Raw genomic sequence first — 13363 nt, forward strand, 5'->3', positions numbered from 1 at the left:
TCAGTCCACCCCAACGAAACCGCCGGTCTGATGTGCCCACAGCCGCGCATACAGGCCGCCGTGTTCGAGCAACTCGGCGTGCGTGCCGCTCTCGACAATGCGGCCGCCGTCGAGCACCACCAGCCGGTCCATGCGCGCAATGGTCGAAAGCCGGTGCGCAATGGCGATCACGGTCTTGCCTTGCATCAGCGTTTCCAGGCTTTCCTGGATGGCCGCTTCCACTTCCGAATCCAGCGCTGACGTGGCTTCGTCCAGGATCAGGATCGGCGCGTCCTTGAGCAGCACACGCGCAATCGCAATGCGCTGGCGTTGACCGCCCGAGAGCTTCACCCCACGTTCACCCACCAGCGCGTCAAAGCCGCGTCGCCCTTGCACATCGGATAGCTGCGGGATGAACTCGTCGGCGCGCGCACGGCGTACGGCTTGCATCAACTCCGCCTCGGTGGTGCCGGGTTTGCCGTAGCGCAGGTTGTCGCGAATGGAGCGGTGCAGCAGCGACGTATCCTGCGTGACCATGCCGATCTGCTCGCGCAGGCTCTCTTGTGTCACGGCCGCAATGTCCTGGCCGTCGACCAGAATCCGGCCGCGCTCCACGTCGTATAGCCGGAGCAGCAGGTTCACGAGCGTCGACTTGCCCGCGCCCGAAGGGCCGACCAGGCCGATGCGCTCACCGGGGCGCACCACCAGGTCCAGCCCTTCGATCACGCCGCTGCCCTTGCCGTAGTGAAAGCCGACGTGCTCGAAGCGCACTTCGCCCCGCGTCACCTGCAGCGGCTTGGCATCGGGCTGGTCGATCACGGCGCGCGGCAGCGCGATGGTCTGCATGCCGTCCTGCACCTGCCCGACGTTTTCAAAGATGCCGTTGACCACCCACATGATCCAGCCCGACATGTTGTTGATGCGGATCACCAACCCCGTGGTCAGCGCAATGGTGCCGGCGCTCACGCGGCCCTGGCTCCACAGCCAGAGCGCGAGCGCCGACGTGCCGACGATCAGCAGGCCGTTCATGGCGGTGATGGTGAAATCCATGCCGCTGATCATGCGGCCGGACAGGCGGGTCTTGTCGGTCTGCTCCGCCATGGCGTCGCGCGCATAGCTTTCTTCGTGCTGCGTGTGGGCGAACAGCTTGAGCGTGGTGATGTTGGTGTAGCCATCCACGATGCGGCCCATCAGCTTGGAGCGCGATTCCGTGGCGATAACTGAACGCGCCTTCACGCGCGGCACGAAGTAGCTCAGGGCCGCGATGTAGCAGCCAATCCACACCAGCAGCGGCACCACGAGCCACCAGTCGGCCCTGGCAAACAGCACCATCGCGCTGATCGCGTAGATCACGACATGCCAGAGCGCATCCACGGCCTGCACGGCGGAATCGCGCAGCGAGAAACCGGTCTGCATGATGCGCTGGGCAATGCGGCCCGCAAAGTCGTTCTGGAAAAAGGTCAGGCTCTGCTTGAGGACGTAGCGATGGTTCTGCCAGCGGATCAGGTTCGACAGGTTCGGGTTGATGACCTGGTGCACAAGCACGTCGTGCAGGCCGAAGATGACCGGCCGCGCGATCAGCGCCACAAAGGCCATCCACAGCAATTCGTTGCGGTGGCGGCCGAAGAACTCCGAGCCGGGTGTTGCCTGGATCATGTCGACGATGCGACCCAGGAAGTCGAACAGCGCGACTTCGATCAGCGCACCCAGCAACCCGACGACGAGCAGGAACGCAAAGACGCCACGCACTTCACGCAGGAAGTACGCGTAGAAGCGCCAGACATTGGCCGGAGGCTGCGTGTCGGGCAGGGGGCGGAACGGATCGATGAGCTTTTCCAGGCGGCGCAGCAGCATGTCGGGTCGGGGAGAGGAGACCGACGCCCCAGGGCGGGACGTGCGCGGAAGAGCCGCCCATGATACGCGCGTGAAAGCAGCCCTGCTGGCGGCCCGGCTTACGGAGATCAGAGCGCGGCGCGTGAGGCTTTTTGCTCGGCGATTGGGGCTCAGAGCTCCGCACGTGAGGCTTTTTGCTCGACGGTTGGAGCTCAGAGCTCGACGCGTGAGGCTTTTTGCTCGACGGTTGGAGCTCAGAGCTCGACGCGTGAGGCTTTTTGCTCGGCGGTTGGAGTTCAGAGCTCGGCGCGTAAGGCTTTTTGCTCGGCGGTTGGAGCTCAGAGCTCGACGCGTGAGGCTTTTTGCTCGGCGATTGGGGCTCAGAGCTCGGTGCGTGGGGCTTTTTGCTCGACGGTTGGAGTTCAGAGCGTCAGCTGTGATCCGGGGGAGGCGCCGGGCGGGCCGTGAGACTCATCGCGCCATAAAAAAAAGCCGCTCGGTTGAGGAGCGGCTTTCTTATTTATCCGGGAGAGGGTGGTCAGTGCACCACAATCCGCGTGAACGGCTCCACGTAAGCCTGCAGGGTGATCATCAGGCCCACCAGGAAGGCCAGCGCCAGCGAGTGGAAGAACACGTAGCGCAGGATGTCGCCCTCGTGGCCGTACCACTTGGTGGCGGTGGAGGCCACGACGATGGACTGCGCATCGATCATCTTGCCCATCACGCCGCCCGAGCTGTTGGCTGCCGACATGAGAATTGGCGACAGGCCGAGTTGCGTGGCCGTGGTTTTCTGCAGGCCGCCAAACAGCACGTTCGAGGCTGTATCCGACCCCGTGAGCGCCACGCCCAGCCAGCCCAGCATCGTGCCGAACAGCGGGTACAGCACGCCGGTGTGGGCGAAGGCCAGGCCCAGCGTTGCGTCCAGGCCCGAATAGCGGGTGAGATAGCCGATGCCGAACATCGCGCAGATGGTCAGCAGCGAATAACGCGTGAGCTTGATGGTGTTCCAGTATTCCTTGACCATGCGCGGCACCGAGTAGCCCATCAGCAGGCCGCCCACGATGGCCGATACCAGGATGCCCGTACCCGCCATCGACAGCACATTGAAGAGGAACACCGCGCCTTCGGCGGTCTCCTTCGCGACCACCGGCGGGCCCTTGAGCACCATCTTGTCCAGACCGGGGATCGGGAACTTGAATTGCCACAGACCGTCGGCGAACGCCTTGAACTGCGGAATGCCCCAGATGAACACGAACACGGTCAGGATCACCCACGGCAGCCAAGCCTGCACGCGCGTGATCTTGGTATTGGCATCAGCGCTGGTAGCGGCACGCGCTTCGGCAGCGGCTTCGGGGTCGACGCGGGAGTTGTCCTCGCGGTTGCGCAGGGCGGTCGAGGTCCAGATCGTCTTGGGCTTCCACACCTTCAGGAACAGCGTGAGCGAGCCCATCGACACCAGTGCGGCAATCACGTCCACCAGCCACGGGCCGTGGAAGTTCGACACCAGGAACTGCGGAATGGCGAACGACACGCCCGCCACCAGGATCGCCGGCCAGATCTGCAGCATGCCGCGGAAGCCCGCGAACGCCCAGATCAGCCAGAACGGCACCAGCACCGAGAAGAACGGCAACTGGCGGCCAACCATGGCCGACAGCTTCAGCAAGTCCAGCCCCGTGACCGAGGCCAGCCCGATGAGCGGCGCGCCCAGTGCGCCGTAGGCCACCGGGGCGGTGTTGGCGATCAGGGCCAGGCCAGAGGCGGCCAGCGGCGAGAAGCCCAGGCCGATCAGGATGGCGCCCGTGACAGCCACCGGCGTGCCGAAGCCCGCTGCGCCTTCAAAGAAAGCGCCAAAGCTGAACGCCACCAGCAGCAGTTGCAGGCGGCGGTCTTCGGTGATGCCGGAAATCGAGCTCTGTAAGACCTTGAACGACCCGTTCAAAGTGGTGAGCCGGTGCAGGAAGATGATGTTCAGGACAATCCAGCCAATCGGGAACAGGCCTGAAATGATGCCGAGGCCTGCCGCCTTGCCGGCCATTGCGGTCGGCATGCCGAACACGAACGAGGCGATCCCCACCCCGACAATCAGCGCCAACCCGGCCGCCAGATGGGCCTGCATATGGAAGAACGCCAGCGAGCACAGCAGCACCGCAACCGGTATCCCGGCCGCTAGGGTTGACCACACGGCGCTGCCGAGCGGGTCATAGACTTGATTCCACATCTTGATCTCCTCCTGTTTGGGCGTTTCGGTTCTTCTCGATACCGAACGTCTTCTGCTGCCCCTTTTTCGCAGGGGCAAACGCGGATTGTAGGAACAAGCGTGTCCGGGTCACCGCAATATTCTGTCACTTTCGCCCTGAAAAGTATTCATCGGCTGCGGGGCGAGGGTTGACGCGGCGCATGCAATCGCACCGGGTAAATCCGGGTTGTGGAATCATTGCGCCTGCAGCGCAGACCACCACCCCATTTCGCCCCCTATCCATGGCTTCTCTGACGGCCTTTCCGATTCGCCGACGCGGCTCCCGATGGGCTGCCGCTGTGCTCGCTGCATTTGTGACGCTGGCAACGCTGTCGCCCGCCGTGCATGGCCAGACTGCGGCAGCGCCCGCGCAGGCGAACACCGAATCGACGCGGCCGCGTATCGGCCTGGTGCTCTCGGGCGGCGGGGCGCGCGGCTATGCGCATATTGGCGTGCTCAAGATGCTGGAGCGCATGCGCATTCCCGTGGATGTGATTGCCGCTACGAGCATGGGCGCCGTGGTGGGCGGGCTGTACGCCAGCGGCATGCGTGCGGATGCACTGGAGCAGAAGCTCTCGCAGGTCGACCTGAGCGACATCGCCTTCGACCGCAACGACCGCGCCAAGCTGCCGCAATCGCTGCGTGAGGATGATTTCCAGTATCCGATCGGCTTGTCCGCCGGCTATGGTGACGGCAAGCTCAGGCTGCCCACCGGCCTGGTGCAGGGCAACCGCCTGCTCGCGCTGCTCAAGAACTGGACGGCGCAGTGGCCCGACAACATCGAGTTTTCGCGCCTGCCGATTCCGTTCAAGGCCATGGCGACGGATCTGGCCACGGGCGACGGGGTGATTCTCGACCACGGCTCGCTGCCGCTAGCAATGCGGGCAAGCATGGCGGTGCCGGGGCTGTTCGCGCCCATTGAAGTGGGCGGACGCACGCTGGTGGATGGCGGCCTGGTGAGCAACTTGCCCGTGCAGCTCGCGCGCGATATGGGGGCCGACATCGTCATCGCCGTCAACATCGGGTCGGACTTGCAGCGGCCGGAAGACCTGGCCTCGCCGGCGGCGGTGACGCAGCAGATGATCACCATCCTCGTCGGCCAGAACGTGCGTGCGCAAAAGGCGTTGCTGCGCGGCAAAGATGTGCTGATCGAGCCGCAACTCTCGGAGCTTTCATTTACCGATTTCGCCAAGGGCCCGCAGGGCGTGCGGCAGGGCGAGCGCGCCGCGCAGGGCGTTGAAGCCAAGCTCGCGGCGTTGTCGCTGTCGCCGCAGGCGTATGCCGCGTACGGCGCTGCCCATGAGCCGCAGGGCATGCTGGCCGCGGGCGCACGCATTGACGCCATTGACGTGACCACCAGCGGCCGCGTGCCGCCCGCGCGCGTGCGCCAGTTGATCAAGGTGCGCGAAGGCGATGCGTATGACGCCGAAGCGCTCAACCGCGAACTGTCGGCGCTGGCCACCACGGGCGACTTCGAAACCGTCACGCAGCAACTGGTGGAAGAGAACGGCGTGCACACGCTCAAGATCGACGCGCATGAAAAGTCGTGGGGCAACCAGTTCTTCCTGTTCGGGCTGGGCATGTCGACCAACTTCGACGGGCGGGGCGCATTCAACGTCAACCTCGGCCATCGGTATCCGTGGCTCACGCAGAGCGGGCTGGAGTGGCGCAATGACATCGTGCTTGGCAGCAACCGGGCGGGCATCCACACCGAACTGCGGCAGCCGCTGTGGCAATCGCAGGGGTTCTACCTCGCGCCGTATGCGGAGTATTCGCGCCGCAGATCGGATCTCTACTTTGACGATCTGCCGCCAACCCGGGACGCCAAGCCGTTCAACAACCTGACAATCGAGACAGCGCGCGCCGGCGTTGACCTGGGCATCCCGTTGGGCCGCAAGGGTGAACTGCGCCTGGGCGTGAACTACGTCAGGAAGGCGGCGACGTTCAATTACCTGGAGCTGATCGCGGACGAGTCCGGAAATATCGTGGATGCGACGACCGTTGACACCTTGCGCGCCCAGCAGCCGGCCTTCCGCGCCCAGCTCACGCTTGACCAACTCGACGATCCGCTGTTCCCGCGCAGCGGCTATTACTTCTACAGCAGCGTGGAAGCGGGTTTCGGCTCGCTCGACAAGAAGTTCAACACCGCGCAGGCCAAGGGCCTGTGGGCGACCAGCTACGGCCGCCACACGTTCAATGTGGCGTTGGAAGGGGCGGGTCTGTTTGGCGTCAACAGCCCGACGCGCGAAAACAATGGCAACACGGGCAACGGCGCCAACGAGGGCTTCTTCCTGGGCGGTTTCCAGCACCTTTCCGCCTACGCGCAGAATCAGTTCAACGGCCAGTACATGTTGTACGGCCGCCTGACCTATCTGTACGACCTGCGCATCGATGACCTGCTCGGCCTGCGCGCGCCGGTGTTCGGCGCCAGCGCCGAGGCCGGCAACGTCTGGCAGTTGCGCAACAACTTCGGGCGTGGCCCTTACCTGAAGAGCGGCAGCGTATTCGTTGGCGGCAACAGCCCGATCGGGCCGCTGTATTTCGGTTTTGCTGTGGCGCCGCAGGGCGTGTGGAACGTGTACCTGCAGCTCGGCCGCGTCTTCTGAAACAGCATCAAAGGGGAGCACGCCTGCCTGCCCACGCGAGCTGAGCCTGCTTCGTAAGGTCTTGATCAGATTGGGAAATCAATCGGTCAGCCTGCGGCGGATGTGCGTGCTAGCCTTCCGCTTCGCTTTTTCAAGACCTCGGGCGCGGTCGCGCCCAGCCCCCTCTCATGATGTTCTCTGTGTTGTTCCGTCGTTCCCGTTCGTCCCAGTGGTTGCTGTGCGCTTGCGCGCTGGCTGTGTTGCAGGCGTGCGGCAGGCATGCTGATGAGGCCGCCAAGCCGGCCGGCCCGCCGGAGGTCGAGTTTGCCGTCGCGCAACGCTCCGATGCGCCGCTGGTGACCGAACTGCCCGGCCGCCTGGAGCCGTATCGCACGGCGGAAGTGCGTGCGCGCGTTGACGGCATCGTCCTCAAGCGCGCCTACGACGAAGGCCAGGTGGTCAAAGCCGGCCAGGTGCTGTTCCGCATCGATCCGGCGCCGCTCAAGGCACAGGTGGACGCCGCGCAAGGGGCGCTTGCCCGCGCGCAGGCGCAACTCGCCATCGCCCGCGACAAGGCTGTGCGCTACAAGGAGCTGGCCGCCACGCGCGCCGTGAGCGAGCTGGAATACGCTGAAGCGCAAGCCGCCGAACGTCAGGCTGCAGCGGATGTGGTGTCGGGCCGCGCTGCGCTGGAAACCGCGCAACTGCGCCTGGGTTATGCCACCGTCACGGCGCCGATTGCCGGCCGCTCGCGCCGCGCGCAGGTCACCGAAGGTGCGTTGGTCAAGGAAGACGCTGCCACGCCGCTCACCACCGTCGAGCAGATCGACCCGATCTACGTGGACTTTGCGCAGCCCGCTGCCGAGGTGCTCGCCTTGCAGCGCGCGCTCAAGAAGGGCCAGGCCGCTGCATTGAGCGGCCAGGACATCGGCGTGCAGGTCATCCTGAGCGATGGCGTGGCATACGAGCGCCCGGGCAAGCTGCTGTTCTCCGATCTGGCGGTAGACCGTGCGACGGACAACGTCTCGATGCGCGCCGTGCTGCCGAACCCCGATGGCTTGCTGCTGCCCGGCATGTACGTGCGCGTGAAGCTCTCGCACGCCGTACAGCAAGGCGCGGTGACGATTCCGAAGGGCGCGTTGCAGCGTGATCGCCATGGGGCGACGGTGTTTGTGATGCAGGCAGACAACACGCTGGCTGCACGGCCCGTGGCTGCGCAAACGTTGGCTGGCGATCAATGGCTGGTGACGAGCGGGCTGTCCGGTGGAGAGCGCCTCGCCATTCCAGGCATGCAGACGCTGGAAGCGGGCATGGCGGTCAAGCCCGTGCCTGCGGCATCGCGCGCCGACACGAAGCCGAAGAAGGGCTGACCATGGCACGCTTCTTTATCGACCGCCCGGTCTTTGCCTGGGTGATTGCGCTGGCCATCATCCTGGCCGGCGTGCTCGCGCTGCCCAAGCTGCCGGTGGCGCAGTATCCGAACATCGCGCCGCCCAATGTCAGCATTTCGGCCAACTACCCGGGGGCGTCCGCGCGCACGGTGGAGAGCGCCGTCACCGCCATCATCGAGCGTGAGATGAACGGTGCGCCGGGGCTGCTGTACATGTCGTCGTCGTCCGACGCGGCGGGCAACGTATCGATCAACCTGTCGTTCACGCAGGGCACGAGCCCCGATCTTGCGGCGGTGGAGGTGCAGAACCGGCTGAAGATCGTCGAGGAGCGCCTGCCTGAAGTCGTGCGCCGCAACGGCATCCGCATCGAGAAGGCGGCCGAGAACTACATGATGTATCTGTCGCTGACGGCCGAGCGCGGCCGCTTTGACGGCATCGACCTGGGCGACCTCGCCTCGTCTGATTTGATTCCCCAGCTGCGCCGCGTGCCGGGCGTCGGCACCGCGCAGTTGTTCGATGCGGAATACGCCATGCGCATCTGGCCCGATGCCGACAAGCTCACCGCATTGGGCCTCACCGCCGGTGACTTGAGCGATGCCGTGCGCCGCTACAACGCGCGCATCACCGTGGGTGAGATCGGCAGCGGAGCCGTGCCGGGCAGCGCGCCCATCAACGCGAGCGTCACCGGTGACGATGGGCTCACCACGCCGGAGGCATTCGGCCAGATTCCCCTGCGTGCAGACGCGCAGGGCCGCATGGTGCTGCTGCGCGATGTGGCCCGCGTGGAACTGGGTGGCAGCGATTACCTGTACCTCTCGCGCATGAACGGCAAGCCGGCCACGACCATCGGCATCAAGCTCGCACCGGGCGCCAACGCCGTGGGTGTGGCCAAGCGCGTGCGAGCGGTGCTGGACCAAGCGCAGGCGCATTTCCCGCCGGGCGTGCGCTACGAGGTCGCGTACGACAGTTCGCGCTTTGTCGGCATTGCCATCGAACAGGTCGTCAAGACGCTGCTCGAAGCCGTGGTGCTGGTGTTCCTGGTGATGATGCTGTTCATGCAGAACCTGCGTGCGACGCTCATCCCGACGCTGGTCGTGCCGATCGCGCTGCTGGGTACGTTTGCGGTGATGCTGCCGATGGGCTTTTCCATCAACGTGCTGACGCTGTTCGGCCTGGTGCTTGCCATCGGCATCCTTGTCGACGATGCCATCGTGGTGGTGGAAAACGTCGAACGCGTGATGCACGAAGAAGGGCTCTCGCCGCGCGAGGCGACGGCCAAGGCGATGCGGCAGATCAGCGGGGCGATTGTCGGCATCTCGCTGGTGCTGACGGCGGTGTTCGTGCCGATGGCGTTCTTTGGCGGCGCGGTGGGCAACATCTACCGGCAGTTCTCGCTGTCGCTGGCGGTGTCGATGGTCTTCTCGGCATTCCTGGCGCTGACGCTCACGCCCGCGCTTTGCGCGACGCTGCTCAAACCGGTACAGCCGGGCCATGGTGCCGCCGAGCGCAAAGGCTTCTTCGGCGCATTCAACCGGGGCTTTGCGCGGTTGACGTCGCGCTACCAGAACGGTGTCGCCAAGCTGCTCAATCGCACGGGCCGTGCACTGGTGGCGTACGGCGCGGTCATCGGCGTGGTGGTGTTGCTGTTCACGCAACTGCCGACGGCCTTTCTGCCGGAAGAAGATACCGGCGAATTCATGACCGTCGTCATGCTGCCGACTGGCGCCACACAAGCGCAGACGCTCGACGTCGTGCGGCAGGCTGAGCAGCACTTCATGACGCAGGAGCCGGCCGTTGCGTCCACGCTGGCCATCACCGGGTTCAGCCTGTACGGCAACGGCCAGAACGCGGCCATGCTGTTCCTGACGCTCAAGGACTGGAAGCAGCGCAAGGGCGCTGACCAGCACGTCGATGCCGTGGTGGAACGCGCCAACGCGGCGTTCGGCAAGATCAAGGGCGCGATGGTCATGGCGATGAACTCGCCCGCGCTGCCGGAGTTGGGCAGCAAGCCCGGTTTTGACCTGCGTCTGCAAGACCGCAGCGGCGCCGGCTACGAGCGCCTCGCACAGGCGCGCGACCACATGCTGGCGGAGGCGGCAAAGCATCCCGCGCTGTCGGAAGTCACGTTTGCGGGCCAGGGCGATGCGCCTCAGGTTTTGATCGATGTGGACCGCAAGAAAGCCCTGTCGATGGGCGTATCGATTGAGGACATCAACCGCACGCTGGCCGTGATGTTCGGCTCCGACTACGCGGGCGATTTTGTCTACCGCAACCAGGTGCGCCGCGTGATCGTGCAGGCAGACGGCAAGCAGCGCGTTTCGGTCGAGCAGCTTGGCCGCATGCACGTGCGCAATGCAGCAGGGGCCATGGTGCCGCTTTCCGCATTCACCACCACCAAATGGATGGTCGGGCCGCTCAAGCTGGATCGCTACAACGGCTTTCCGGCCATGACGATCACCGGCTCGCCTGCACCCGGTCACAGCTCCGGCGAGGCCATGGCGGCGATGGAGTCGATTGCCCGCAGCCTGCCTGAGGGCTTTGGCTACGAGTGGACGGGGCAGTCGTTCGAAGAGCGTCTGTCGGGTGCGCAGGCGCCGGCGCTGTTTGCGTTGTCGATCCTCGTCGTGTTCTTGTGTCTGGCCGCGCTGTACGAAAGCTGGTCGATTCCGCTGGCCGTCATGCTTGTGGTGCCGCTGGGTGTGTTGGGCGCGCTACTGGGTGCAACGCTGCGCTTCCTGCCCAACGACATCTACTTCAAGGTGGGGCTGATTGCCACCATCGGCCTGTCGGCCAAGAACGCGATCCTGATCATTGAAGTGGCCAAGGATCTGGTGGCGCAAGGCATGGGCCTGATTGAAGCCACGCTGGAGGCAGCGCGTCTGCGCTTCCGGCCGATCGTGATGACGTCGCTCGCGTTTGCGTTTGGCGTCGTGCCGCTGGCGATTGCGAGCGGTGCGGCATCGGCCAGCCAGCGCGCCATCGGTACGGGCGTGCTGGGCGGGATCATCACGGCGACGGTGCTGGCGGTGTTCCTGGTGCCGGTGTTCTTTGTGGCGGTGCGGGGCGTGTTCAAGGGCAGCGAGCGGCAGCGCCGGCTGGACGCGGCGCACGAGCACGAAAGCGTGGGGCCGGCCGCCTGATCGGCGCGATTACTCCGCGGTGGCTGGGCTCTTGCGCCTGGCTACCGCTGGGCCGAAACCGAAAAAGCCGAGGACCTCTGCGGCCACCTGATCGCGGTCGTTGTCTACGCAGATCATGTGGTAGCTGTTTTCCAGCACCACGCTGCGCACGTGGGGCAGCGTGGCCTGCAGCGTTTCGGCGGAGCGCAGGCTGGTGAGTTCGTCTTCGCGAGAATGGATCACCAGCGTCTGGCACTGCGTATCGGGCGCCCCGGCCACCGCCCAGCGTCGTAGCCGATCCACCTGCCGAATGCATGCGAGTGGCACCCACGGGTAGTGGAAGCTGTCGCCGCGTGCGAGCTTGGCTTTGATGATCCGCCGCAACAGCGGGTTCTTGATGCCGAAGGGCTCGTCTTCTTCCACGCGCATGCGCGCGGCCATGCCCGGGATGCGATACACCGCGTAGCGCAGATTCCGATACCACGGCGTCGACCAGCCATCGATATGGATGGGCGTGGCAAGCAGTGCCAGCCTGTCTTGCGGGCGTGTAACGCCATGTCGAACGCGGTGCGCCAGCACCAGCGCCAGCAATGCGCCCATGCACATCCCGGCGATATGCACGGTGTCATGCTCGCCGACGAGCTGCTCATACGTTTGCGTGAGCGTTTCAAGCCACGCTTCGGCGGGCATGTGGATGAGGTCTTCGGGGCGCGTACCGTGGCCGGGCAAGGTCGGCACGTGCGTGATGGCGCCAGCGCTTCGCAGCGCTTTCTGCAGCACGCCCAGGTCGTAGGCCGTGCCGCCCAGGCCATGGATTAGCAGCACAGCCGTGCTGCCGGACGCCGATTGGGTCACAGTGCGGTCTCGACTGACCAGGTACCGGTTACGAGCGCGGTGTTGCCAACGGCGTCTGTCAGTGGGCCACCGGTATCCACCACGGTGTGCAGCGTGCCGTCGCGCGCGGTGATGCGCAGCGTCTGGCGGCGTGCGGGCGTTGCGGCCTCGTCTTCCAGTGCGGCCGCTCCGAGCCAACGCGCACGCAGCGCGTCGCGGTCATCCGGATGCACCAGTTGCAGCACGGTCGAGATCGACGCCATGCTCGCCGGTTCGTGTCCGAACACGAGAGCGACGTCGCCGCCCCAGTCGATGCGGCCGCTGGCGGGGTCGATGGTGTAGACGAGCTGGCCCGACGCCGCCAACGCCAGTTCCACGCGGTTCTGCCACTGCGCGCTTTGCTCGTGCAGTTGTTCGCGCGTGGTCTTGAGCGCGCTCACCAGCAGCACCAGCAGCGCGGCAATGCCCAGGTACAACTGCGCTTCCAGCAGCGACTGGCCATAGTGATGATCCAGCACGGCGAAGGGGCCGTCGCCCTCAGCGGTTTGCGTGAGTGCCACCAGCGTGAGCAGCAGCACCGCCATCGAGCCACCGCGCCCACCCCACATCAGCGCCGCCACCACGGCAAAGAACAACGGGACGTACGTCAGTGCAAAGCCAATTCCGTCGCCAAATTTGGCATCGCTGTTGCCATCGAAGATGACGTACGCCGACAGCGCCAGCGCAACGACGGCCGCCAGACCGAGCACGAAATCCGTGCGGTCCGTGCCGCCCGAGCGGAACGCGCGAAAGCGCGACCATGCCGCCAGTACCGGCGTGACGATCAGCACGCCCAGGAAATCCGACGCCGCCCAGATGCGCAGCACGTGCCCGAACGAGCCGCCTTGCGACCACGCAAACCATGCCGCCCCGAACAGCGCCCCCAGCAGCGCACTGACCGCGCCCGCCACCAGCATCGCGCGTACGAAGTAAAGCCCTTCAAGCGGCACGCGCGCCAGTCGCACCAGCGCCACGGCCAGCGCCGCGCTGCCCGCCTCGTCGAGCACAAAGAGCATCGCGTGGGCCGGGTTGGTGTGCTCGATCGCCGCCAGCGCCAGCTGCGCTACGGCAAACGCTGCGCCCAGCCCCGGCCATTCGCGGTACGGCCGCAGCATGAACGCGGCCATCGTCACGCCCGCGGGCAGCCAGATGTAGCCCGTCATGTCGACCGGCCCATTCAGCCGGTGCGACACGATGGCGGCAACCAGGTAAAGCGCGCCCCAGAGGATCGTGGCGACGGTGGTGGAAGGTCGGTTCAATGGCATCCGGGTTTCCCTCGGTGAAAACAAAAAACCGCGCCGGCGTAGGTGCCGTGCGCGGTCGGTGATGCTACCGCAATCGGTTTCG

The 13363-nt window shown here is 65.5% G+C and carries 7 protein-coding genes; 3 read left to right on the plus strand and 4 right to left on the minus strand.

Going from position 1 to position 13363, the window contains the following annotated elements:
• Both NKG59_RS10775 and NKG59_RS10780 read right to left on the minus strand, forming a co-directional pair.
• Nucleotides 1-1833, minus strand: a complete 1833-nt coding sequence (locus NKG59_RS10775) for an ABC transporter ATP-binding protein (protein WP_253536697.1) — start codon at nt 1831-1833, stop codon at nt 1-3.
• Between the two features lie 517 nt (nt 1834-2350).
• Entirely contained in the window at nt 2351-4030 is a 1680-nt protein-coding gene (locus NKG59_RS10780; RefSeq protein ID WP_024976212.1) for an L-lactate permease, read from the minus strand.
• 260 nt (nt 4031-4290) lie between these two features.
• Between NKG59_RS10780 and NKG59_RS10785 the strand changes: the two genes are divergently transcribed.
• From NKG59_RS10785 to NKG59_RS10795, 3 genes are all read left to right on the plus strand, one after another.
• The gene (locus tag NKG59_RS10785; protein WP_253536698.1) at nt 4291-6654 is read left to right on the plus strand and encodes a patatin-like phospholipase family protein; all 2364 of its coding nucleotides are present in this window, start codon (nt 4291-4293) and stop codon (nt 6652-6654) included.
• A 167-nt stretch (nt 6655-6821) separates the two neighbouring features.
• A complete protein-coding gene (locus tag NKG59_RS10790) occupies nt 6822-8003 on the plus strand; it encodes an efflux RND transporter periplasmic adaptor subunit (RefSeq protein WP_253536699.1) in 1182 nt (393 codons plus the stop codon).
• Nucleotides 8004-8005: 2 nt separating this feature from the next.
• Nucleotides 8006-11164: an efflux RND transporter permease subunit gene (locus NKG59_RS10795; protein WP_253536700.1), complete on the plus strand. Its 3159-nt coding sequence runs from the start codon at nt 8006-8008 to the stop codon at nt 11162-11164.
• A 9-nt stretch (nt 11165-11173) separates the two neighbouring features.
• Here the strand turns inward: NKG59_RS10795 and NKG59_RS10800 are convergent, their stop codons facing one another.
• A complete protein-coding gene (locus tag NKG59_RS10800) occupies nt 11174-11998 on the minus strand; it encodes an alpha/beta hydrolase (protein ID WP_253536701.1) in 825 nt (274 codons plus the stop codon).
• Entirely contained in the window at nt 11995-13281 is a 1287-nt protein-coding gene (locus NKG59_RS10805) for an MASE1 domain-containing protein (RefSeq protein WP_253536702.1), read from the minus strand. The genes NKG59_RS10800 and NKG59_RS10805 overlap by 4 nt, the downstream gene beginning before the upstream one ends.
• Nucleotides 13282-13363: the final 82 nt, after the last annotated feature.

The sequence above is a fragment of the Ralstonia chuxiongensis genome (assembly GCF_024158925.1).
Lineage (GTDB): Bacteria > Pseudomonadota > Gammaproteobacteria > Burkholderiales > Burkholderiaceae > Ralstonia > Ralstonia chuxiongensis.

Excerpts from the sequence above, each read along its gene's own strand:
- NKG59_RS10775 (WP_253536697.1), bottom strand. The coding sequence starts at position 1,833 with ATGCTGCTGCGCCGCCTGGAAAAGCTCATCGATCCGTTCCGCCCCCTG.
- NKG59_RS10780 (WP_024976212.1), bottom strand. The coding sequence starts at position 4,030 with ATGTGGAATCAAGTCTATGACCCGCTCGGCAGCGCCGTGTGGTCAACC.
- NKG59_RS10785 (WP_253536698.1), top strand. The coding sequence starts at position 4,291 with ATGGCTTCTCTGACGGCCTTTCCGATTCGCCGACGCGGCTCCCGATGG.
- NKG59_RS10790 (WP_253536699.1), top strand. The coding sequence starts at position 6,822 with ATGATGTTCTCTGTGTTGTTCCGTCGTTCCCGTTCGTCCCAGTGGTTG.
- NKG59_RS10795 (WP_253536700.1), top strand. The coding sequence starts at position 8,006 with ATGGCACGCTTCTTTATCGACCGCCCGGTCTTTGCCTGGGTGATTGCG.
- NKG59_RS10805 (WP_253536702.1), bottom strand. The coding sequence starts at position 13,281 with ATGCCATTGAACCGACCTTCCACCACCGTCGCCACGATCCTCTGGGGC.